The 21,607-nt window shown below is 71.7% G+C and carries 21 protein-coding genes; 18 read left to right on the forward strand and 3 right to left on the reverse strand.

Features of this window, described 5'->3' with window-relative positions:
* Positions 1-128: 128 nt before the first annotated feature.
* Positions 129-569 carry a MarR family transcriptional regulator gene (locus tag ABZU74_RS16740; protein ID WP_355424130.1) on the reverse strand — a complete coding sequence of 147 codons (441 nt, stop codon included), beginning with the start codon at positions 567-569 and terminating at the stop codon, positions 129-131.
* 10 nt (positions 570-579) lie between these two features.
* Positions 580-2,307, reverse strand: coding sequence for an alkaline phosphatase D family protein (locus ABZU74_RS16745; RefSeq protein WP_355424133.1), 1,728 nt, complete (start codon positions 2,305-2,307; stop codon positions 580-582).
* A 151-nt stretch (positions 2,308-2,458) separates the two neighbouring features.
* On the opposite strand from ABZU74_RS16745, the gene ftsY reads away from it, so the two are divergent.
* The 9 genes from ftsY to ABZU74_RS16790 all read left to right on the forward strand — a co-directional run bounded on the left by ftsY (position 2,459) and on the right by ABZU74_RS16790 (position 13,713).
* Complete coding sequence (gene ftsY, locus ABZU74_RS16750) at positions 2,459-3,640, forward strand: signal recognition particle-docking protein FtsY (protein ID WP_355424136.1); 1,182 nt, start codon at positions 2,459-2,461, stop codon at positions 3,638-3,640.
* Between the two features lie 6 nt (positions 3,641-3,646).
* A complete protein-coding gene (locus tag ABZU74_RS16755) occupies positions 3,647-4,510 on the forward strand; it encodes an aminoglycoside phosphotransferase family protein (RefSeq protein ID WP_355424139.1) in 864 nt (287 codons plus the stop codon).
* Between the two features lie 275 nt (positions 4,511-4,785).
* Positions 4,786-6,198 carry an ammonium transporter gene (locus ABZU74_RS16760; RefSeq protein WP_355424142.1) on the forward strand — a complete coding sequence of 471 codons (1,413 nt, stop codon included), beginning with the start codon at positions 4,786-4,788 and terminating at the stop codon, positions 6,196-6,198.
* Positions 6,199-6,223: 25 nt separating this feature from the next.
* Positions 6,224-6,562, forward strand: coding sequence for a P-II family nitrogen regulator (locus ABZU74_RS16765; protein ID WP_172862163.1), 339 nt, complete (start codon positions 6,224-6,226; stop codon positions 6,560-6,562).
* 11 nt (positions 6,563-6,573) lie between these two features.
* Complete coding sequence (locus tag ABZU74_RS16770) at positions 6,574-8,850, forward strand: [protein-PII] uridylyltransferase (protein ID WP_355424145.1); 2,277 nt, start codon at positions 6,574-6,576, stop codon at positions 8,848-8,850.
* Between the two features lie 175 nt (positions 8,851-9,025).
* Positions 9,026-10,180 carry a sensor histidine kinase gene (locus ABZU74_RS16775; protein ID WP_355424148.1) on the forward strand — a complete coding sequence of 385 codons (1,155 nt, stop codon included), beginning with the start codon at positions 9,026-9,028 and terminating at the stop codon, positions 10,178-10,180.
* Entirely contained in the window at positions 10,177-10,833 is a 657-nt protein-coding gene (locus ABZU74_RS16780; RefSeq protein WP_210817357.1) for a response regulator transcription factor, read from the forward strand. The genes ABZU74_RS16775 and ABZU74_RS16780 overlap by 4 nt, the downstream gene beginning before the upstream one ends.
* Before the next feature lie 114 nt (positions 10,834-10,947).
* Complete coding sequence (gene ffh / locus ABZU74_RS16785; protein ID WP_355424151.1) at positions 10,948-12,507, forward strand: signal recognition particle protein; 1,560 nt, start codon at positions 10,948-10,950, stop codon at positions 12,505-12,507.
* 126 nt (positions 12,508-12,633) lie between these two features.
* Entirely contained in the window at positions 12,634-13,713 is a 1,080-nt protein-coding gene (locus ABZU74_RS16790) for an amidohydrolase family protein (protein ID WP_355424154.1), read from the forward strand.
* Between the two features lie 313 nt (positions 13,714-14,026).
* Here the strand turns inward: ABZU74_RS16790 and ABZU74_RS16795 are convergent, their stop codons facing one another.
* Positions 14,027-14,629: a TetR family transcriptional regulator gene (locus ABZU74_RS16795; protein WP_355424156.1), complete on the reverse strand. Its 603-nt coding sequence runs from the start codon at positions 14,627-14,629 to the stop codon at positions 14,027-14,029.
* 320 nt (positions 14,630-14,949) lie between these two features.
* Between ABZU74_RS16795 and proS the strand changes: the two genes are divergently transcribed.
* From proS to lepB (ABZU74_RS16840), 9 genes are all read left to right on the forward strand, one after another.
* A complete protein-coding gene (gene proS / locus ABZU74_RS16800; RefSeq protein ID WP_355424159.1) occupies positions 14,950-16,356 on the forward strand; it encodes a proline--tRNA ligase in 1,407 nt (468 codons plus the stop codon).
* 37 nt (positions 16,357-16,393) lie between these two features.
* Positions 16,394-17,014, forward strand: coding sequence for a DUF402 domain-containing protein (locus ABZU74_RS16805; RefSeq protein ID WP_355424259.1), 621 nt, complete (start codon positions 16,394-16,396; stop codon positions 17,012-17,014).
* 229 nt (positions 17,015-17,243) lie between these two features.
* Positions 17,244-17,744, forward strand: coding sequence for a 30S ribosomal protein S16 (gene rpsP, locus ABZU74_RS16810; protein WP_112736214.1), 501 nt, complete (start codon positions 17,244-17,246; stop codon positions 17,742-17,744).
* Positions 17,719-17,979, forward strand: coding sequence for an RNA-binding protein (locus ABZU74_RS16815; RefSeq protein ID WP_172862164.1), 261 nt, complete (start codon positions 17,719-17,721; stop codon positions 17,977-17,979). Before rpsP ends, ABZU74_RS16815 begins: the two co-directional genes overlap by 26 nt.
* Complete coding sequence (rimM, locus tag ABZU74_RS16820) at positions 17,979-18,587, forward strand: ribosome maturation factor RimM (protein ID WP_355424162.1); 609 nt, start codon at positions 17,979-17,981, stop codon at positions 18,585-18,587. The genes ABZU74_RS16815 and rimM overlap by 1 nt, the downstream gene beginning before the upstream one ends.
* An 11-nt stretch (positions 18,588-18,598) precedes the next feature.
* The gene (gene trmD, locus ABZU74_RS16825) at positions 18,599-19,372 is read left to right on the forward strand and encodes a tRNA (guanosine(37)-N1)-methyltransferase TrmD (RefSeq protein ID WP_112588424.1); all 774 of its coding nucleotides are present in this window, start codon (positions 18,599-18,601) and stop codon (positions 19,370-19,372) included.
* Positions 19,373-19,515: 143 nt separating this feature from the next.
* Entirely contained in the window at positions 19,516-19,872 is a 357-nt protein-coding gene (gene rplS, locus ABZU74_RS16830) for a 50S ribosomal protein L19 (RefSeq protein WP_030335223.1), read from the forward strand.
* Between the two features lie 181 nt (positions 19,873-20,053).
* The gene (gene lepB / locus ABZU74_RS16835; RefSeq protein ID WP_355424166.1) at positions 20,054-20,923 is read left to right on the forward strand and encodes a signal peptidase I; all 870 of its coding nucleotides are present in this window, start codon (positions 20,054-20,056) and stop codon (positions 20,921-20,923) included.
* A 10-nt stretch (positions 20,924-20,933) separates the two neighbouring features.
* Complete coding sequence (lepB, locus tag ABZU74_RS16840; protein ID WP_355424169.1) at positions 20,934-21,569, forward strand: signal peptidase I; 636 nt, start codon at positions 20,934-20,936, stop codon at positions 21,567-21,569.
* Positions 21,570-21,607: the final 38 nt, after the last annotated feature.

A 21,607-nucleotide genomic window follows, 5' to 3' on the forward strand; every position in this document is an offset into this window, starting at 1 on the left:
GGAGTCGATGTGGAACGGCGGGGCTGGTACGCACGGGCCGCCTGGGAGTTGCCTGAAGCAACCGTATGTGTTGGTTGCCTGAAGCAACAACTTGTCGGACCAAGGTCCTATTCCCCGGCGAAGGGCCGCTACTGCCAGGAGTCGTTGAAGCGGCCGAGCAGCCGGGCGAACTCCTCGACGTCCCGCTCCGGCCAACCGTCCAGGGCACGCAGGAACTCGCCCAGCCGGGCTGCGCGGGCCACGTCGAACCGGTGCTGCCCCTCGTCGGTGAGGCTGATCTGCGCCGCCCGCCGGTCACTCGGATCGGGATCGCGGTGGACCAGGCCGAGGACCTCCAACGCGTTGATCTGCCGGCTCAGCGTCCCCTTGCCCACGCCCAGCCGCGCCGCCAACTCGGTCAACCGGATCGACCCGCTACGGCGCAACCAGAGCAACAACCCGTAGGTGTTCGGCTCCAGGTTCGGGTGCACCTCCCGGGCGATCTCCCAGGAGACCGCCCGGCCACGGCGCAGCAGAGCGGTCAACTCGTGCTCGACCGCCCGGATCGGCTCCGGCAGGTGCTCGTCCACGGCGTAGAGACTACGGCGCGGCCGGCACGCCGCCGTCGGAGAGTCGACGCCGCATCACCGGGCGTAGGTGCCCGTCCTTCGTGGTGCCCTCGATCACCACGTCGGCCTCGCGCCCCTGATGGGTCAGCGTGGCGACCGCGTTACCGAAGTAGGGGCCGGCCAGCTTGCGCCAGCGCACCCCCGGCCGGCGTACGCCCGCCGAGCGGGCCAGCGCCCGGGTGGCCCCGGCCGGACCGGGCGACCAGCCCAGCCGCATCAGCGGCCGGATGCCCGCCGGCACCTGGTTGTGGATCGGCGAACAGGTGAGCTGGTGCACCGGAGTGACCACGGCCGGGTCCGCGAACCGGGCCTGCGCCACGTACGAGTGGTGCACGTCACCGGAGAGCACGCTTATCGACGCCGGTGGGGCGTACGCCGGGCCGGCCCCGATTCGCGCGCCGGACTGCTGCGGCGTGCCGGTGCCGATGCGGGCGAACGTCTCCGCGAGCGCCTCGAAGGATCGCCGGAACGCCGCCCAGTGCTCCAGGTCCAGGGCGCGGCGCAGCTTCTCCGCCCCGCGCGCCACCCACGGTCGACGCGAGTCCGCCAGTTTCTCGTTCCACGACTCGATGTGGTGGATGCCCTGCGGCAGCAGCCAGGGCAGCGAGGCGCCCACCACCAGGTGGTCGTAGACCCCGTGCGCCTGGTCGAGGAACCAGGCCCACTCGCCGGGTGGCAGCATCGCCCGGCTGTCGGACTCGAGCACCCGGCTGCACCTGTTGTCCAGCATGACCAACCGGGTCCGGCCCAGGTCCAGTGCGTAGCTCCACTGGTACTGCACCGCGCGCCAGCGCTCGGTGTCGTGCGCCAGGTCGGACTCCTGGTCGACCCGGTGGCCGAACTCGCGCAGCACACTCGTGGCGTCCTCGGCGGCGGCGACCTTCGCGAAGACCGGATCGGCGACGACCTCGTCGGGGGAGAGGTTGCCCAGGTGCTGGTAGACCCAGTACGAGGCGAGCCCACTGCCGATCCGCTCCTGCCACCACGGCTGCTCGCGCACCTCGGCCCGCCACGCCGCCGAGGTGTTCCAGTCGTCGATGATCTCGTGATCGTCGAAGATCATCACGCTCGGCACTGTGGAGAGCAGCCAACGGATCTCCGGATCACGCCAGGACTCCAGGTAGAGCTTGGTGTACTCGTCGAAGCTCACCACCTGGTCGGCCGGAGCGCCCTTCGGCCGCCGCCGCCGACGCCGCAGCAGCCGGCGCACGGTGGGCGAGGTCACGTCGGCGTAGACTTGGTCACCGAGCAGCACCAGCAGGTCGGGCAGCTGGTTCGACTCCGGGTCGGCCATCAACCGCCGGGCGTACGCGTCCAGAGCGTCAGGTGGCAGCTTCCGGGTGGTGGCGTGCTGGGTGGTCTCCCGGCACGAGCCGAAGATCAGATTGACCGGCTGGCCCCGATCGTCGGCGGCCCGGGTACGGATCACGCTCGGCGGGAACCCGCTGCTCGGCACCGGCCAGACGACCTCGTCGTCGACCAGCACCTCGTACGTGGTCTCGCTGTCCGGAGTGAGCCCCTCCACCACCACGAGGGCGTAGTGGTGGTCGTACGCCGAGAAGGTGGGCGCGGTGCCGGTGGCGCCGCTGGCGGTGCGGACGGTGACCACGGCGGGCGCCGCCGTCTCCACCCAGATCGTCGCCCTGGTGTCCACCACTCGCCGCAGAAGTGGGCCGATGAGGAGGTGTGCGGCGGGCATGCGGCCGAGCCTACCGCTCGGTTCGCCGGCGCCGGCCGGGTGCGGTGCCGAGACCCCGAGCACCGCGCGCGGGAGCGGTGGCTGAGGCGCCGGGCACGGCTCGGGGTGCGGTGGCTGGGACGCCGCCGTCCGCATCTGACAGGATTCCGGCATGGCCGAATATCTCGTCCTCGCTCTGGTCCTGCTCGGTGTGCTGATCGCCGGCACAGTCGGGCTGGTCGTGCCGCGATTGCGGCGGCGGCCCGCGCCCCCGCTGCCGCGCACCGAGGTCGACACCAGGGCCGAGGAGGATCTCGCCGGGCCGCCGGTCGAGGCACCGGAGTCCGATCTGTCCACCGGCGTCCTGGTCGAGCCGCCGCCGGTGCTCGAACCGCAGGTCGAGGTCCCCGAACCGACCGCCGGGCGGCTGGTCCGGCTCCGCTCGCGGCTGTCCCGCTCACAGAACGTGTTCGGCAAGGGCCTGCTCGGCCTGCTCGCCCGTGACCACCTCGACGAGGACGTCTGGGAGGAGATCGAGGACAGCCTGATCACCGCCGACGTCGGCGTCGACGCCACCCGCGACATCGTCGACCGGCTCCGCGAGCGCACCCGGGTGCTCGGCACCCGCTCCGCCTCCGAGCTGCGGGCACTGCTCGCCGCCGAGCTGGTCAACGCGCTCGACCCGAGCCTGGACCGCTCGTTGCGGACCGCCCCCAAGGACGGCGTGCCGGCGGTGGTCCTGGTCGTCGGTGTCAACGGCGCCGGCAAGACCACCACCTGCGGCAAGATCGCCCGGGTGCTGGTGGCCGACGGTCGCAGCGTGCTGCTCGGTGCGGCGGACACCTTCCGGGCCGCCGCGGCCGACCAGCTCGAGACCTGGGGCTCGCGCGTCGGCGCGGAGACCGTCCGGGGGCCCGAGGCCGCCGACCCGGCCAGCGTCGCCTTCGACGCCGTCAAGCGCGGCATCGACACCGGCGTGGACACCGTGCTCATCGACACCGCCGGCCGACTGCAGAACAAGGTCGGTCTGATGGACGAGCTGGGCAAGGTCAAGCGCGTGGTGGAGAAGCAGGGCCCGATCGACGAGACACTGCTCATCCTGGACGCCACCACCGGGCAGAACGGCCTGGAGCAGGCCCGGGTCTTCACCGACGTGGTCAACGTGACAGGTGTGGTTTTGACCAAGCTCGACGGCACCGCGAAGGGCGGCATCGTGATCGCCGTGCAGCGCAAGCTCGGCATTCCCGTGAAGTTGGTCGGCCTCGGCGAAGGCAAGGACGACCTGGCCCCGTTCGACCCGGCGCAGTTCGTCGACGCGTTGCTGGGGACCGAGGCCACCGGCCGGGACGCGTAGTCTCGGGTGACCACTGACGATCGCGCGTACGCGGGCTGGCGCGACTCCGGCCATCCTTCGCAGCGCCTCGGGAGACCGTACGTGACTTCGCAGGAGATCCCGCTGCACGGCGGCAACGTGAGCACCGTTGTCCGCGTGGGTGACACGGTCCGGCGCAACGCCGGTCCGTGGACCCCGTCCGTGCACGCGCTGCTGCGCCACCTGGAGTACGTGGGGTTCACCGGCGCCCCCCGGGCGCTCGGGATGGACGAGCGCAACCGTGAGGTGCTGTCGTACCTGGAGGGGGAGTGCGGAGAATATCCGCTCGCCCCGCACTGGGTGACCGACGAGGCACTGGTCACCGTCGCCACCATGCTGCGGATGTTCCACGACGCGCAGTACGGCTTCACCCCTCCGCAGGCGGCGGTCTGGCGCTCGTTCGGGCCCCCACCACCGGACACCGAGGTGATCTGCCACCACGACGCCGCGCCGCACAACGTGATCTGGCGTCCGGACGGCACCCTCGGGCTGATCGACTTCGATCTCGCCTCGCCCGGAGCGCGGATCTACGACGTGGCGTACGCGGCCTGGACCTGGGTGCCGATCTTTGCGGACCGTGACTCGATCACGCTGGGCTGGAAGCACCCGGACCGGCCGCGCCGCCTCCGGCTCTTCGCCGACGCGTACGGGCTGATCCCCCGGGACCGGCACCGGTTGATCCGGACCATCCGCAAACGGATCGTGGATCACGTCGAGGGCATCCGCCGGATGGCCGCCGCCGGTGAGCCGGCGTTCGTCCGGATCGTGCACAAGGGCCACCTGCGTCGGCCGATGCGCGATCTGCGGCTGCTCGACTACGAGCGGCACGCTCTGGAGAACGCCCTCCGCTGAGTGCCTGTCGGTCGATGCTCGGCCGGTCCCGCCAAGCGCACCGGTCGATGCCGCTGACCGGTTGGCCATCGACGTTCGCCGTCCGGTCGATCCACAATCGTCCATGCTGCTGACTGTGCGGACTTGGTGACACGTCCGAAACAACCCGTCACGAAACGGAAACCCGCACGGGACCCAAAGTGAAACAGCCGGCCGCGAAGCTTCCGCGCAACCGGCCTACGGGCGACGCTGCCCCGGAAAGCCGCGAAGGAGGACTTCACCTTTAGGAGGCCAGCGTGCCTGAAGCACCGACGATCGACGGCGCCAATACCACTTGGCTGCTGGTTTCGACCGCGCTCGTGCTGCTCATGACCCCCGGACTGGCGCTGTTCTACGGCGGCCTCAACCGGGCCAAGGGCGTACTCAACATGATGATGATGAGCTTCTCCGCTATCGGGCTCATCTCTATTCTGTGGTGGTTCTACGGTTTCAGCGTCGCCTTCGGGGCCGACGTGAACGGCTTCTGGGGTGACCCGGGCGCGTACCTCGGCACCAAGACCTTCCTCGCCGAGACCGACCTGTGGGGTGCCACGGCAGAGAACCCCAGCGGCATCGGGGTCCCGCTCTACGTGTTCATGGCCTTCCAGATGGTCTTCGCGGTGATCACCGTCGCGCTGATCAGCGGTGCCATCGCCGACCGGGCCAAGTTCGCCGGCTGGCTGCTGTTCGCCTTCGGCTGGGCCACCCTGGTCTACTTCCCGGTCGCCCACTGGGTGTGGGGCGGCGGCATCATCGGCGGCGACATCCACGCGCTGGACTTCGCCGGTGGCACCGCTGTGCACATCAACGCCGGTGCGGCGGCCCTGGCCGTCGCCCTGGTCCTCGGTAAGCGGCTCGGTTGGCCGCGGGAGGGCATGAAGCCGCACAACATCCCGCTGGTCGCGCTCGGCGCGGGTCTGCTGTGGTTCGGCTGGTTCGGGTTCAACGCCGGCTCGGAGCTGACCGTCGACTCGGTCGCCGGCCTCGCCTTCATCAACACCCAGCTCGCCACGGCGGCGGCGGTGCTCGGCTGGATCGCGGTCGAGTGGGTCAAGACCCGTAAGCCGACGATGGTCGGTGCCTCGTCCGGCGCCGTCGCCGGTCTGGTCGCCATCACCCCGGCCTGTGGCTTCATCGCCCCGTGGGCGTCCGTCCTGCTCGGCATCGTCGCCGGCGCGGTGTGCGCGCTCGCCGTCAGCCTCAAGTACAAGCTCGGCTACGACGACTCGCTCGACGTGGTCGGCGTGCACTTCGTCGGTGGTTGGATCGGCTCGCTCTGGCTCGGCCTCTTCGCCACCAACTCGGTCAACGCCGCGATCACCGACGTGGTGGGCGCCTCCGACGGTCTCTTCTACGGCGGCGGCGCGACCCAGCTCGGGCGGCAGGCCCTCGCCGGCCTGATCGTCACCGCCTGGTCGTTCGGCATCGCCTGGGTGCTCGCCTTCGTCATCGAGAAGACGATCGGCTTCCGCGTCAAGGGCGAGGCGGAGGTCGAGGGCATCGACATCGCCGAGCACGCCGAGAGCAGCTACGACCTGTCCCCGGCTGGCGGTGGCACGGGCAGCGCGTTCGCGATGGCTGGCATCGGCACCCCCGGTGGCGGCACGACGAGCGCTGCCAAGCCGGAGGCGGACGTCGCCGAGCCGGTCAGCGAAAAGGTCGCCGGTTAACGTTCCTGGGATGGAGGGGTTGGACATGAAGCTGGTGACCGCGGTCATCAAGCCGTACCAGCTGGACGCGGTGAAGGAGGCCCTGCACGCCCTCGGGGTGGCCGGGCTGACCGTCAGCGAGGTTCAGGGGTACGGACGGCAGAAGGGGCACACCGAGGTCTACCGGGGTGCCGAGTACACGGTCGAGTTCCTGCCCAAGATCCGGGTAGAGGTGCTCACCGACGAGATCGACGTCGACAAGGTGGTGGACGCCATCGTCGGGGCGGCCCGCACGGGCAAGATCGGTGACGGCAAGGTCTGGGTCACCGGTGTCGAAGAGGTCGTCCGGGTGCGTACCGGCGAACGCGGCCTCGACGCCCTCTGACCGCGACTGACATGACCTCGTTGATCAAGAAGAACGCGTCAGGACCCGCCGATCACGGCGACGCGAACATCTTGATCAACGAGGTCGTCGGCGTTCCCGGGGGGATCGGGGAAGCGGCGCGGCGGGGGCGGGCTGCCGCCTACGACTCGTTCCTGCGAAGGTTGCTGCCGGCCCGGGACGGGGTGGCGCTGCTGGCCGTCGGGGGGTTGGGGCGGCGGCAGTGCGCCCCGTACGGCGACCTCGACCTGGTGCTGGTGCACGCCGGGGTGCCCGGCACTGACGAACTGGCCGCCTCGGTCTGGTACCCGATCTGGGACGCGGGGCTGCGGCTCGACCATTCCGTCCGCACCGTCGCCGAGGCGCTCTCGGTGGCGCAGGACGACGTCAAGGTCGCCCTCGGGCTGCTGGACGCCCGGCTGGTCGTGGGGGACCAGACGCTGGCCGACGCGCTGATCCGCACCGCCGCCGATCACTGGCGGCGTACCGCCGTCCGGCACCTGCCCGGCCTGCGGGAGGTCACCGAAGCCCGCTGGCAGGCCCACGGCGAGTTGGCGTTTCTACTGGAGGGCGACCTGAAGGAGGCCGCCGGCGGTCTGCGCGACGTGGGCCTGTTGCGGGCGATCTCCGCCGCCGGCATCACCGACGCGCTGCGTCCCGCCGTACGCGCCGCCCATCTGCGTTTGTTGGACACCCGCGACGCGCTGCACCAGCAGGTCGGCCGGCGGGTCGACCGGCTCGTCGCCCAGGAACGTGACGGAGTGGCCACCCTGCTCGACCTGGAGGACGGCGACGCGCTGCTGCGGCGGGTCGCCGGTGACGCCCGCACTGTCAGCCACGCCCTGGACGACGCCTTCCGAGCCGCCGACCGGCTGCGCTCCGGCCGCTCCCGGGGCGGGAACGGTCGCCCGGCCCGCCGGCCGGTCGCCCGCGACGTGGTCGAACACGACGGCGAGTTGGTGCTCGCCCGCACGGCGATCGGCGCACGCCCCGACCCGAGCCTCTCGCTGCGGGTGGCCGCCGCGTCTGCCACGACCCGAATCCCCATCGCGCGGGCCACCTGCGAGTGGCTGGCGGCGTACTGCCCGCCTCTGCCCGCCCCCTGGCCGGCAGAGGCCCGGGCCGCGCTGATCACCCTGCTCGGCGCCGGTGCCGGCCTGGTGCCGGCCTGGGAGACCTGCGACCGGTACGGGCTGGTCGACGGCTGGCTGCCCGAGTGGACCCGGCTGCGCAGCCTGCCGCAGCACAACCCGGTGCACCGCTTCACCCTCGACCGGCACCTCGTGCAGACCGCGCACGAGGCCAGCCGGCACGCCCGCGAGGTGGAACGCCCCGACCTGCTGCTCCTCGGCGCACTCCTGCACGACATCGGCAAGGGCCTCCCCGGTGACCACAGCACCGTCGGTGTGCCGGTTGCCCAGGCGGTGGCCAGCAGGGCCGGTCTGCCCGCCCCGGAGGTCGAGCTGATCGGCAAGCTGGTCCGGCTGCACCTGCTGCTGCCCGACGTGGCCACCCGTCGGGACCTGAGCGATCCGGTCACCATCGCCTCGGTGGCCGAGGCGGTCGGTGACACCGGCACCCTCGACCTGCTGCACGCGTTGGTCCGCGCCGACGCGGCGGCGACCGGGCCGGCGGCCTGGTCCGACTGGAAGGGACGACTCGTCGCCGAGCTGGTCTCCCGGGTTCGTACCGCGCTCGACACCGGTGTACTCCCCGAGCCGCCCGCCCCGGACCCGGAACTGCTGGCCGGGCCATTGCCGGTCGTCCACCTGACCGGCGACCGGGTGTCGGTCGCCGCGGCGGACCGCCGGGGTCTGCTCGCCACGGTGGCCGGCTGCCTGGCGCTGCACCGGCTGGAGGTGATCTCCGCGGACGCCTCCGCCGTCGACGGCCGGGCCCTGGTCGAGTGCCGGGTACAGCCCCGCTACGGCCTCCCGCCGGACCCGGTCCCGCTTCGCGCCGACCTGCGCCGGGCGGTCGCCGGCGACGTGTCGGTCACCCAACGGCTGCGCGGCCGTGCGCTCGCCAGCCGTGGCGGCGGCGCGGCTCCCCGGGTGGTCTGGCACCGCGAGGCGGCCACCGACGCCGTACTGCTGGAACTTCGCGCCGCCGACGCCGCCGGGTTGCTCTACCGGGTGGCCTGCGCGCTCGACGAGGCCGGCGCCCTGGTCCGCGCGGCCCGCATCTCCACCCTCGGCGCCGACGTGGTCGACGCCTTCTACCTGGTCGGCGGTTGGCCGGACGACGCCACCCGGGCCCGCCTGGAGGCCGCGGTCCTCGCCGCCGTCTGACCTGCGGCTGCCATCCCGGCCAAGGTTGCCGTTCGATCCGTGCGCAGAACGGCGGGCGGGGCGCGGATCAGCGGGCGGGGCGCAACGGCGGGGCGGCGGGTACGTCGGGGGGCGTAGGGGCGGTGCCGCTCGTGGACGCACGTCTAGTGGCGTCGGCGCGGGCAGAATGACGGCCATGCGGCGAGGTGGGCAGTGGCGGTGGCCGGAGATGGCGGCGGATGCCGTGCTCGCCCTGGTGCTGCTCGGGTTCGGGCTGCTCGCTACCGGTCTGGCCGGGGACAACCAGCCGGGGTCGAGGCCGGTGGATGCCGTGTGTCGGGTGCTGATCGCCGTCGCCGCGCTCGCCCTGCTGGTCCGGCGGCGCGCCCCGGTCGTCACCCTCGCCGTGGTCACAGTGGCCACCTCGACGTACATGCTGTTCGGCTACCCGTACGGGCCGATCCTGATCGCGTTCCTGGTCGCGGTGTACACGGTGGCCGTCTGGCTGCCGGTACGCCCGGCGGCGCTCGCCACCGGTGGCGCGTTTGTCCTGTTGTCGGCGCACGTCTTCTTCGGCCGGGGGCCGGCGGCGGGTTGGACGGGAGCGCTGCCCGCGTCGGCCTGGGTGGTCGTACCGTTCGCGGTAGGGGTGGTGGTACGGGTGAGTCGTGAGGCGGGCGCGCGTACCCGTGCCGAAGAGGCTCGCAGCCGTGCCGAACAGGCGCGACGGCAGGCCGACGAGGAGCGGCTGCGCATCGCGCAGGAGGTGCATGACGTGGTGGGGCACGGGCTTGCCGCGATCAGCATGCAGGCGGAGATCGCCCTGCACCTGCTGCCGAAGCGGCCGGAGCAGGCGGAAGTGGCCCTCACCGCGATCAGCCGGACCAGCCGCGAGGCGTTGGACGAGCTGCGGGTCACCCTGGGCGCGGTGCGGCGGGGTGCCGAGCGCGAGCCGGTACCCGGCCTGGCCCGGCTCCCCGCGCTGCGGGACCGGCTCGCCGGGGCGGGGCTCGCGGTCGAGGTGCGCGTGGTCGGTGACCCCCGGGAGTTGCCGGCCGCGGTGGATCTCGCCGCGTACCGGGTGGTGCAGGAGGCGTTGACGAACGTGCTGCGTCACGCGGGGGTGGCGAGCGCGGAGGTGACCGTGGACTACCGCGCCGACGAGCTGACCGTCGAGGTCACCGACCGGGGGGTGGGCGCGGGGGAAGCTCCGATCGACGACGCTGGCGGTCACGGTCTGGCCGGGATGCGCGAGCGGGTCGCGGCGCTGGGCGGGCGGTTGACCACCGGGCCGCGTGCCGGAGGCGGGTTCCGGGTGTACGCCGGGCTGCCCGTGGAGTCGGCCACGTGATCCGGGTGCTGATCGCCGACGACCAGGACCTGGTCCGGCTCGGACTGCGCGCGCTCGTGGAGAGCGAGGACGACCTGGCGCTGGCCGGCGAGGCGTCCGACGGGCTGCGTGCGGTCGAGTTGGCCCGTCGGGAACGGCCGGACGTGGTGCTGATGGACATTCGGATGCCCGGTATCGACGGCATCGAGGCGACCCGTCGTATCGTGGCCGATCCCGACCTGACCGGTACGCGGGTGGTGGTGCTCACCACATTCGAGCTGGACGAGTACGTCTTCGACGCGCTGCGGCACGGTGCGAGCGGGTTCCTCACCAAGGACACCAGGCCGGCCGAGCTGCTGCGCGCGATCCGGCTGGTCGCCGAGGGGGAGGCGCTGCTGTCGCCGTCGGTGACCCGTCGGGTGGTGCGGGAGTTCGCCACCCGGCCGTCCCGGGTGCTTCGTCCGCACCCCCGGCTGGACACCCTGACCGACCGGGAGCGTCAGGTCGTCGGCCTGGTCGGTGAGGGCCTGAACAACGAGGAGATCGCCGCACGGTTGGTGGTCAGCCCGGCGACCGCGCGGACCCACGTCAGCCGGGCGATGGGCAAGCTGGGAGCCCGGGATCGGGCCCAGCTCGTCGTGTTCGCGTACCAGTCGGGGTTGGTGTCGGGGTGAGGCCCGGGCCGGGCGACAGCGGCCCTGCGGTCGGGCGGTTACCCTAGCGGTGGCCGGACTCCGCAGTGCCGGCCGCGTTGTGCCCGCCGGAACACTGACAAACGGGATGTTCGCGTGTTTGACACCTTGAGTGACCGCCTGTCCGGGATCTTCACCAAGCTCCGCGGCAAGGGGCGGCTCACCGACGCCGACATCGACGCCACCGCGCGCGAGATCCGCCTCGCGCTGCTGGAGGCGGACGTCGCGCTGCCGGTGGTCAAGGGCTTCATCGCGGCAGTCAAGGAGCGCGCCCGCAGCTCCGAGGTCTCGCAGGCGCTGAACCCGGCCCAGCAGATCATCAAGATCGTCAACGAAGAGCTGATCAACGTGCTCGGCGGTGAGGGGCGACGGCTCCAGTTCGCCAAGCAGCCGCCCACGGTGATCATGCTGGCCGGCCTCCAGGGTTCCGGTAAGACGACCCTCGCCGGCAAGCTGGCCCGCTGGCTCAAGGGCCAGGGGCACCAGCCGTTGCTGGTCGCCGCCGACCTCCAGCGCCCCAACGCCGTCGGGCAGCTCCAGGTGCTCGGTGGCCGGGCCGGTGTCGAGGTGTACGCCCCGGAGCCCGGCAACGGCACCGGTGACCCGGTGCAGGTGGCCCGCGCGTCGATCGAGCACGCGAAGCGCGCCGCTCGCGACATCGTCATCGTCGACACCGCCGGCCGGCTGGGCATCGACGCCGAGATGATGCAGCAGGCCGCGGACATCCGCGACGCCGTCTCGCCGGACGAGGTCATCTTCGTCATCGACGCGATGGTCGGGCAGGACGCCGTCCGCACCGCCGAGGCGTTCCGTGACGGCGTCGGCATCACCGGTGTGGTGCTCTCCAAGCTCGACGGCGACGCCCGCGGTGGTGCCGCGCTGTCGGTTCGTGAGGTCACCGGGCAGCCGATCCTGTTCGCCTCCACCGGTGAGAAGCTGGAGGACTTCGACGTCTTCCACCCCGACCGGATGGCCAGCCGGATCCTCGGCATGGGCGACGTCCTCACTCTGATCGAGCAGGCCGAGCAGGCCTTCGACTCCGATCAGAAGGAGAAGATGACCGCCAAGCTGATGGGCGGTGAGCAGTTCACCCTCGACGACTTCCTCGACCAGCTCATCGCGGTGCGGCGGATGGGCCCGATCGCCAACGTGCTGGCCATGATGCCCGGCATGGGGCAGATGAAGGACCAGCTCGCCGACCTGGACGACAGCCACTTCGACCGGGTCACCGCGATCATCCGGTCGATGACCCCGGGTGAGCGGACCAACCCGAAGATCATCAACGGCTCCCGCCGGGCGCGCATCGCCAACGGCTCCGGAGTCACAGTGATGGACGTCAACCAGCTGCTCAACCGCTTCGCCGACGCGCAGAAGATGATGAAGCAGATGGGCGGCATGATGGGCCTGCCCGGTGGTGGCCGCCGCAAGGCGACCAAGTCGCCGAAGAACAAGCGCAAGGGCACCAAGGGCGGCGGTCGTCCGCGTACCGGCGCCGGCGCCGGGATGCCCGCCGGCTTCCCGGGTGGCATGCCGCAGCTCCCGCCGGGGATGGACCCGAACGATCTCGCTGGCGGTCAGGGCCTGCCGCCCGGCTTCAAGCTCCCGAAGATCGACTTCAACAAGCTCGGCAAGGGCGGCGACAACCGCCCCCGCTGAGGTGTGTCGGTGACCGCGGGCGAGGTCATCCTTGCCCGGCAGGTCCCGGTGGGCCGGGCGGCGCTGACCTCCCGCGAGAACGACCTGCTCGTCCTCGACGGGGAGTGATCGGGTAGGACTGTGTGCATGGCTCTTCATGTGCGCGGTGTGCTGCTCCCCGACGACGAGGTCCGGGATCTCTGGCTGGTCGGGGACCGGGTGACCTTCACCCCGGTGCCCGGCGCGGAGACCGTCGTCGACGGCGGCTTCGTCCTGCCCGGGCTGGTCGACGCGCACTGCCACATCGGCATCGCCCGAGGTGGCGCCCCGATCAACTCCCTCGACCAGGCACGCGAGTTGGCCCACGTCGACCGGGACGCCGGGGTGCTGGCGATCCGGGACGCCGGCTCGCCGTACCCGTACCCGGAACTCGACGACGAGCCGGACCTACCGCGACTGGCCCGCGCGGGCCAGCATGTCGCCCCGCCGAAGCGCTACCTGCGCGACATCGGCGTGGAGGTCGACGCCACCGACGTGGCCGCCACGGTGGCCGCCCAGGCGCGGGCCGGCAACGGCTGGGTCAAGCTGGTCGGCGACTGGATAGACCGGGGCGTGGGTGACCTCGCTCCGGCCTGGGACGCGGACACCCTCACCGCCGCCGTCCAGGCCGCGCACAATGCCGGGGTACGCGCCGCGGTGCACACCTTCTCCGAATCGGCCGTCGAGATCATGGTGCGGGCCGGCGTCGACTCGGTGGAGCACGGCACCGGGCTCAGCCTCGACCTGATCGACGAGATGGCCCGCCAGGGCACCGCGCTGGTCCCCACAATGATCAACATTGCCACCTTCGGGGGCATCGCCGAGCAGGCGCGGGGCAAATTCCCCGGGTACGCCGAGCACATGCTCGCGCTGCGCGACGGCTTCCCCGAGGTGGTGCGTGCCGCGCACGAGGCGGGAGTGCCGATCTACGTGGGCACCGACGCCGGCGGCGGCATCGACCATGGGCTGGCCGCCGAGGAGATGCTGCTGCTGCACGAACGGGCCGGCATGGCGCCCACCGACGTACTCGCCGCCGCCTCCTGGGGCGCCCGCGAATGGCTCGGCTTCCCGGGGCTGGTCGAAGGCGGCCTCGCCGACCTGACCGTCTACCCCGAAGACCCCCGTCGCGACCTGCGCGTCGTCCGCGCCCCGTCCCGCACGATCCTCCGCGGCCGCGTCATCCGCTGACCCCCGCGAACGCCACGCCACCCCGGACGAGCCGGACCGTGCGCGTCGGGCCGGTGTCAGGTCGGGTGTGCCGGGTTCGGGTGTGCCGGGGCTGGGTGTGCCGGGTCGGCGGTGCCCGATCCACGGCGTGTGCGGCGCGCAAGATCGCGCTCGATCCAGGATGTAGTGGCCTCGGCGCTCGGGGATGCCACTACATCCAGGATCAAGCGTGATCTTGGCGCGTGGCGCCTGGCGCGTGGCGCGGGCGCCGGGGGCGTGGTCAACGCGCGGGCGCGGGCGGGCGCGCGGCGCGGGCGGGCGCGCGGCGCGGGGGTCAGGAGGCTGGGCGGGCGGCGGCGCTGAAGAGGCGTACGGCAAGGTCGGCGAGGGCCGTCGCGGTCTGCTCGATCGGTTCGCGGGGGAGCACGATGTGGCTCACCACCAGGCGGACGATGGTGTCGGCGGCGAAGGCCAGCGCGGCCTGGTCCGCCCCGGGCAGGTGGTCGCCGGCCCAGTCGATCAGCGCGCCGGACGCCTCGGTGAGGACCACCTCAGCACGGGTGGTGAGGTACGGCAGTAGCTCGTCTGACCCACCCCGGCCGCTGGTCAGGATCGCCTTGACCAGCGGGTTGTCCGCCGCTGTGGTGAGGGTGTGCGCGATGGCGGCGTACGCGCCGGTCCGTACGTCGGAGCCGTGTGCGAGCAGCGCGTCGCGAACGTCGCCGACGAACCGATCCACCTCGGCGCGGGCGAGCGCTTCGGCGAGGCCCGCCTTGCTACCGAACTCGTTGTAGACGGTCTGTCGGCTCACCCCGGCCGTGGTGGCCACTCCGCCCATCCGGACCGCGTCCCACCCGGCGGCGACGGTCCGCGCGCGGGCGGCGTCCACGATCGTGTCCCGCAGCCGCTGACGCGGGGAGTCCGTCGATGTAACCATGGTGGTCGAATTCTACGGGCGCACCCTCGGCCCGCCCAGCGTCGCCGTCGCCTGCCCCGGCACCCTCGGCCCGCCCGGCGTCGCCTGCCCCGGCACCCTCGGCCCGCCCGGCGTCGCCTGCCCCGGCACCCTCGGCCCGCCCGGCGTCGCCTGCCCCGGCACGCTCGCCCCGCCCCGCGTCGTCGTCGTTCGCCCGGCACCGTCGATCCGTCGGCTTCGACCTGCCCGGCCTTGTCGCGGCCCGTCGGCGGAGGGGCACGGCACGGCGTGGCGACTCCCGGACGCGGTGTCCGCCCGCGTGGCGCATAGGATGTGCGGTCATGGCACGCGTGCTCACTCCCCGTGCGGAGGATTTCCCCCGCTGGTACCAGGACCTGATCGCCAAGGCGAAGCTGGCCGACAACGGCCCGGTTCGCGGCACCATGGTCATCCGACCGGCCGGCTACGCCATCTGGGAGCGTATGCAGGCTGAGATGGACGCTCGGATCAAGGCGGCGGGTGCGGAGAACGCGTACTTCCCGTTGTTCATCCCGGAGAGTTACCTCAAGCGCGAGGCGCAGCACGTCGAGGGCTTCTCGCCGGAGTTGGCGGTCGTCACCCACGGTGGTGGCAAGCCCCTGGCCGAGCCGGTGGTGGTGCGTCCGACCAGCGAGACGGTCATCGGCGAGTTCATGGCCAAGTGGATCGACTCGTACCGGGACCTGCCGCTGCTGCTCAACCAGTGGGCGAACGTGGTCCGGTGGGAGCTCCGTCCGCGGATCTTCCTGCGGACCAGCGAGTTCCTCTGGCAGGAGGGGCACACCGCGCACGCCACCCGGGAGGACGCCCGGGCGTACGCGCGGCGGATCCTGCACGAGGCGTACGAGGACCTGATGGTCAACGTGATCGGCATTCCGGTGGTGGTCGGCCTTAAGACGGCGCGTGAGCGGTTCGCCGGCGCGACGGCCACGTACACCTGCGAAGGCATGATGGGCGACGGCAAGGCGCTGCAGTTGGGCACCAGCCACGAGCTGGGTCAGAACTTCGCCAAGGCGTTCGACATCAGCTACTCCTCCAAGGAGGGCGGTCGGGAGCACGCCTGGACCACCTCCTGGGGCACGTCCACCCGGATGCTGGGTGGCCTGATCATGGCGCACGGCGACGACAACGGCCTGCGCGTGCCGCCGAAGCTGGCGCCGATCCAGGCGTACGTCATGATCGTCAAGGATGGCGACGGCGTCGCGGAGGCGGCGGCCAAGCTGCGCGACGGCCTGCGTGACGCCGGTGTCCGGGTCGCGCTCGACGACCGGACCGACACCCCGTTCGGCCGCCGGGCCGTCGACGCCGAGCTGCGCGGCTATCCGGTACGCGTCGAGGTCGGCCCCCGTGACCTGGCAGTGGGCAACGCGACTGTGGTGCGTCGGACCGACGGTTCGAAGACCCCGACGCCGGTGGCCGACGTGGTCACCGCGGTGCTGGCCGCCCTCGAGACCGATCAGCAGGTGCTGCACGACCAGGCGTTGGCGAACCGCGAGTCGCGCACTGTGGAGGTGGCCACCCTGGCCGAGGCGATCGAGGCCGCCGCGACCGGCTGGGCCCGGGTGCCGTGGTCGGCGGTCGGTGTGGCCGGCGAGGCGGAGGCGAACGGTCAGGGCGTCACGGTGCGCTGCCTGCTGCGCGCCGACGGCTCGGTACCGGACTCGGAGGACGAGCCGGACCTGGTCGCGATCCTGGCCCGCGCCTACTGAGGTGCTCGTCGACCGGTTCCAGTCGGGTCGGCTGATCATGCACCGGAACGTGCGGCACGGCCGGATCGGGTGGGTCCGGCCGGCCCGCGTGGTCAGCGACGACGATCGAGGTTTGCTGGTCTGGGTCGCCCGGGACTCGCCGGTGGCCCACGAGGTGACCGAGGCCGGGCTGGGCATGCGGGCGATGCCGTTCGCCGAGTGGATCTCGTCGACGTACCGGTTGGCGCACGGGCGCTGGAACGGCCCACCACTGCTGAAGTTCCTGCCCACCGGGGCGGCGCACTCCGTCTGGTGGTTCCGGGACGCCCAGGACCGGTTCGCCCACTGGTACGTCAACCTGGAGGAGCACGGCGTCCGCTGGGACGACGGCCCGGTGGCCGGCGTCGACGTGGTGGACCAGGACCTCGACGTGGTGGTGTGGCCGGACCGCCGCTGGGAGTGGAAGGACGAGGACGAGTTCGTCGAGCGGCTCGCCTTCGGGGATGACTACTGGGTGACCGACGAGAAGGCGGTCCGCGCCGAGGGGGAGCGGGTCATCGCGCTGGCCGAGGCCGGCGAGTTTCCGTTCGACGGCACCTGGTGTGACTTCACACCACCGGCAGAGTGGGATGTACCGGATAAACTACCGCCGGGATGGGACCGTCCGCCGGTGCGCTGAGCGGTGTTCCCGATCACCGGTGGCGCCGTGTCCGGGTCCGATGCGGGAGATCGGCAGCGGATCTGGCAGAATGGGTCGCTGGTATCCGGCGCGCGTCCGGCGCCCTCTAACCCGGGCACGTCGCCAGTCCACCGAGTAGTCTCCGGCCCAACCCCACGGGTCCGGTCGGCGCTCACCCATGCACACCGCCCGCCTGGGCCGGTGAGATCGCAACAGGAGCGAAACAACTGTGGCCGTAAAGATCCGGCTCCTGCGGATGGGCAAGATCCGCAACCCGCAGTACCGCATCGTCATCGCCGACTCGCGCACCAAGCGTGACGGTCGGGCGATCGAGTTCGTCGGGGTTTACCAGCCCAAGGAAGACCCCTCGATCATCGAGGTCAAGTCGGAGCGGGTCCAGTACTGGCTGTCCGTCGGCGCTCAGCCGAGCGAGGCGGTGCAGCGGCTGCTGGAGCTGACCGGTGACTGGCAGAAGTACAAGGGCCTGCCGGCCCCGCCGCCGCTCCTGGTCGCCCCCGAGCGGGCCGACCGCAAGGCGGCGTACGAGGCTGAGGCGAAGGCCGCCGCCGGGCTCGCCCCGGAGACCCCGGCCAAGCCGGCCAAGAAGGCCGCCAAGGCTGCCGAGGCTCCGAAGACCGAGGCTCCGGCTGAGGCTCCGGCGGCCGAGGCGCCGAAGACCGAGGCTCCGGCCGAGGCCCCGGCCGCTGCCGACGCCGGTGAGCAGGCCTGACATGCCACTGCGTCCGGCGTTGGAGCACCTGGTCAAGGGCATCGTCGACCACCCGGATGACGTCCGGGTGCGGATGGTCGATTCCCGTCGGGGCAAGCGGCTCGAAGTCCGCGTGCACCCCGAGGACCTCGGCACTGTGATCGGGCGGTCCGGCCGGACCGCCAAGGCGCTGCGCCAGGTGATCGGCTCCATCGGCGGCCGCGGGGTTCGCGTCGACATCGTCGACTCGTACTGATGCAGCTCGTCGTCGGCAGGATCGGCAAGCCGCACGGTGTCCGCGGTGAGGTCACCGTGGAAGTGCGGACCGACGAACCCGAGGCACGGTTCGCCCCCGGCACAGTGCTGCGCACTGCGCCGGGGGCGACGCCCCCGCCTGCATCCCCGCGCAGCACAGTGCTGCGCACTGAGCCGGGGGCGACACCCCCTCCAACCACCGACGAGCCCGGCGTGCCGTTCCGGGTTCCGGCGGAGCTGACCATCGAGGAAGCCCGCTTCCACCAGGGTCGGGTGCTGATCGCGTTCGACGGCATCCTGGACCGCAACACCGCCGAGGCGTTGCGCGGGACGCTGCTCGTGGTGGACAGCGCCGACGTGGCCCCACCGGACGACCCGGAGGAGTTCCACGACCACCAACTGGTCGGGTTGGCCGTGGTGACCCCGGCCGGCGAACGCCTGGGCGAGGTCGCCCGCATCGACCACGCGCCCTCGTCCGACCTGCTGGTGCTGCGGCGCCCCGAGGGGCGTACCGCGTTGATCCCGTTCGTCCGGGCGATCGTCCCGGAGGTCGACCTGGCCGGCGGACGTGTGATCGTCGACCCGCCAGCCGGACTGCTCGACCTTTAGGACCAGCCCGCATGCGCGTCGACGTCGTGTCGATCTTTCCGGAGTACTTCGCCCCGCTGGACCTGTCGCTGATCGGACGGGCGCGGGCCAACGGCGTACTCCAACTCGCCGTGCACGACCTGCGGACCTGGACCCACGACGTGCACCGCACCGTCGACGACACCCCCTACGGTGGCGGGCCGGGCATGGTGATGCGCCCCGAGCCGTGGGGTGAGGCCCTGGACGCCCTCGCGCCGCTCGACGCCCCGCCGCCGAGGCTGCTGGTGCCGTCGCCGGCCGGTGCCCCGTTCACCCAGGCCATGGCGTACGAGTTGGCGGCCGAGTCGCACCTGCTCTTCGCCTGCGGCCGTTATGAGGGGATCGACCAGCGGGTCCTGGCGCACGCCGCCACCCGGATGCCGGTCACCGAGGTGTCGCTCGGTGACTACGTGCTCTTCGGCGGCGAGGTCGCGGTCCTGGTGATGCTGGAGGCCGTCACCCGGCTGCTGCCGGGGGTGCTGGGCAACGCGGGCTCGTTGGACGAGGAGTCGCACGCGCACGGGCTGCTGGAGGCGCCGATCTACACCAAGCCGCCGAGTTGGCGCGGGCACGACGTGCCGGAGGTGCTCCGCTCCGGCGACCACGGCAAGATTGCCCGCTGGCGGCGCGAGGAGGGTCTGCTGCGGACCGCCGCCCGCCGTCCGGACCTGCTGGCCGCGTTGCCGGCCGATCGGCTCGACAAACGGGACATCGCGGCCCTGGACCAGGCCGGATTTCAACCTCCACCGGGGGATGTGGCAAAGTAGGGGGGTTGCCGCATCCGTCCGCGCCCGCGGTCGGCTGCGAGGATCCCCGACCGGGGTCGGTCCGCCGATCACCACCCGGGAATCAGAATCACCCACCCGCGCACCGAGTGACGGTGCGCCGTGAGCCTTACGAGGACGCAGCGATGAACATCCTGGACGCCCTTGACGCCCAGTCGAAGCGGACCGACCTTCCCGACTTCCGGGCCGGTGACACCGTCAAGGTGCACGCCCGCGTCGTCGAGGGCAACCGGTCCCGTGTCCAGATCTTCCAGGGCGTCGTGATCCGCCGCCAGGGTGACGGTCTGCGCGAGACCTTCTCGGTCCGCAAGGTCAGCTTCGGTGTCGGCGTCGAGCGGACCTACCCGCTCAACGGCCCGGGCATCGACCGGATCGAGGTCGTGACCCGCGGTGACGTGCGTCGCGCCAAGCTCTACTACCTGCGCGAGCTGCGCGGCAAGAAGGCCAAGATCAAGGAGAAGCGGGAGAAGCAGCCCAGCTGACTTCCCGCTCGCCACGCCGCCCGAGCTGCGCGTATGTCGTACCGACCAGAGCGCACTACCCTGGTCGTACGGGCGCAGCGAGGCGGCGGTCCCGCCCATGTGGCGGGCAGCTGTCCACTACCGCCCGTGGAGCCTCGACGAGGCTCCCGGGCGGTGGTGTTTCTGCGGACCGGGGAGTGGCGTGGTGCAGACGCTTGACGAGGACGGCACCGTCGATCCGTGGCGCCGACGGGCTCGCCGCACCCGCCGGCAGATGCCGCTCTGGCAGGAGTTGCCGCTGCTGCTGGTGGTCGCGTTCTGCCTCGCGGTGCTGATCCGCACCTTCCTGCTCCAGGCGTTCTTCATCCCGTCCGGCTCGATGGAGGACACCCTCCTCGTCGGTGACCGGGTGCTGGTCAACAAGGTCGTCTACGACGTTCGTGACCCGCTGCGCGGCGAAGTGGTGGTCTTCCGGGGCACCGACCGTTGGGCGCCGCAGGTCGACGAGCAGCCGAAGCCCGGCGTCGCCGGCCGGCTCGCCCGCACCGTCGGCGACCTGGTCGGGGTGAGCCGACCCGGTGAGAAGGACTTCATCAAGCGGGTGATCGGTCTCCCGGGTGACCGGGTCAAGTGCTGCGACAGCCAGGGGCGGGTGACAGTCAACGGCACCCCGCTCAACGAGCCGTACGTCCTACGGGACTCACCCCTGGACCTGCCACCCAACCCCGCGGAGTGTCGTTCCCGGCGCTTCGACGAGATCGTCGTGCCGCCCGGTCAGATCTTCGTGATGGGCGACCACCGTGAGGTCTCCCAGGACGCGCGGTGTCAGGGGCCGGTGCCGATCGACAACGTGGTGGGCCGGGCGTTCATGGTGGTCTGGCCCTCGTCGCGGTGGAGCGCGCTGTCGGTGCCGTCGACGTTCGAGGACGTCTCCGGCCCGGCCACGGCGTCTCCCGGTGCGCGTCCGGTGCGGCCGACTCCGCAGGGCGGTGTGCTGCTGATGCTGCCGTTGGCGGCCGCGCTACGTGGTTCCCGCGCGTTCCGGACGGTGCCGTCCAGCCGAGCAACGTAGGCTCCTTGGCGTGATTGACGAGCAGACCGACAAGCCGCGCAGCTCCTTCTGGAAGGAGCTGCCGATCCTGCTGGGTGTGGCGATCCTGGTCGCGGTGCTGGTCCGCGCCTTCGTGCTGCAGACCTTCTTCATCCCCTCCCCGTCCATGGAAAACACCCTCAAGATCGATGACCGGGTGCTGGTCAACAAGCTGGTCTACGACTTCCGATCACCGCACCGCGGCGAGGTGATCGTGTTCAAGGCGCCGACCGAGTGGAGTGGTAACCCCGACGGGGAGGACTTCATCAAGCGGGTGATCGGCATCCCCGGCGACCACGTGGTCTGCTGCGACCCGGAAGAACGGTTGATGATCAACGGCAAGTCGCTGGACGAGCCGTACATCTTCTCCATGGACGGGGTTCGCGACAAGCCCGCCGACCAGGAGTTCGACATCACCGTGCCGGAGGGCCGGCTGTGGGTGATGGGCGACCACCGTTCAGCCTCCGGTGACTCGCTGGAGCACTGGCAGCAGTCCGGGCAGAACATCACCGAGGCCACCATCCCCGAGGACGACGTGGTCGGGCGGGCGTTCACCGTCTTCTGGCCGGTCAACCGGGCCACCTGGCTGACGGTGCCCGACGGGTTCGACGGCATTCCCAAGCCTTAGGCCGACGGGGCGTGGGCGATCCGCCGTCGGTCTGGCAG

It is taken from the genome of Micromonospora sp. NPDC005171 (genome assembly GCF_040608575.1).
Classification (GTDB): Bacteria; Actinomycetota; Actinomycetes; order Mycobacteriales; family Micromonosporaceae; genus Micromonospora.

Bases quoted from the DNA above. Each gene is read 5' to 3' on its own strand.
- ftsY (WP_355424136.1), top strand. From the start codon at position 2,459: ATGGCCGAATATCTCGTCCTCGCTCTGGTCCTGCTCGGTGTGCTGATC.
- ABZU74_RS16770 (WP_355424145.1), top strand. From the start codon at position 6,574: ATGACCTCGTTGATCAAGAAGAACGCGTCAGGACCCGCCGATCACGGC.
- proS (WP_355424159.1), top strand. From the start codon at position 14,950: ATGGCACGCGTGCTCACTCCCCGTGCGGAGGATTTCCCCCGCTGGTAC.
- ABZU74_RS16775 (WP_355424148.1), top strand. From the start codon at position 9,026: ATGCGGCGAGGTGGGCAGTGGCGGTGGCCGGAGATGGCGGCGGATGCC.
- ABZU74_RS16790 (WP_355424154.1), top strand. From the start codon at position 12,634: ATGGCTCTTCATGTGCGCGGTGTGCTGCTCCCCGACGACGAGGTCCGG.
- ABZU74_RS16765 (WP_172862163.1), top strand. From the start codon at position 6,224: ATGAAGCTGGTGACCGCGGTCATCAAGCCGTACCAGCTGGACGCGGTG.
- trmD (WP_112588424.1), top strand. From the start codon at position 18,599: ATGCGCGTCGACGTCGTGTCGATCTTTCCGGAGTACTTCGCCCCGCTG.
- rimM (WP_355424162.1), top strand. From the start codon at position 17,979: ATGCAGCTCGTCGTCGGCAGGATCGGCAAGCCGCACGGTGTCCGCGGT.
- ABZU74_RS16795 (WP_355424156.1), bottom strand. From the start codon at position 14,629: ATGGTTACATCGACGGACTCCCCGCGTCAGCGGCTGCGGGACACGATC.
- ABZU74_RS16745 (WP_355424133.1), bottom strand. From the start codon at position 2,307: ATGCCCGCCGCACACCTCCTCATCGGCCCACTTCTGCGGCGAGTGGTG.
- ABZU74_RS16805 (WP_355424259.1), top strand. From the start codon at position 16,394: ATGCACCGGAACGTGCGGCACGGCCGGATCGGGTGGGTCCGGCCGGCC.
- rplS (WP_030335223.1), top strand. From the start codon at position 19,516: ATGAACATCCTGGACGCCCTTGACGCCCAGTCGAAGCGGACCGACCTT.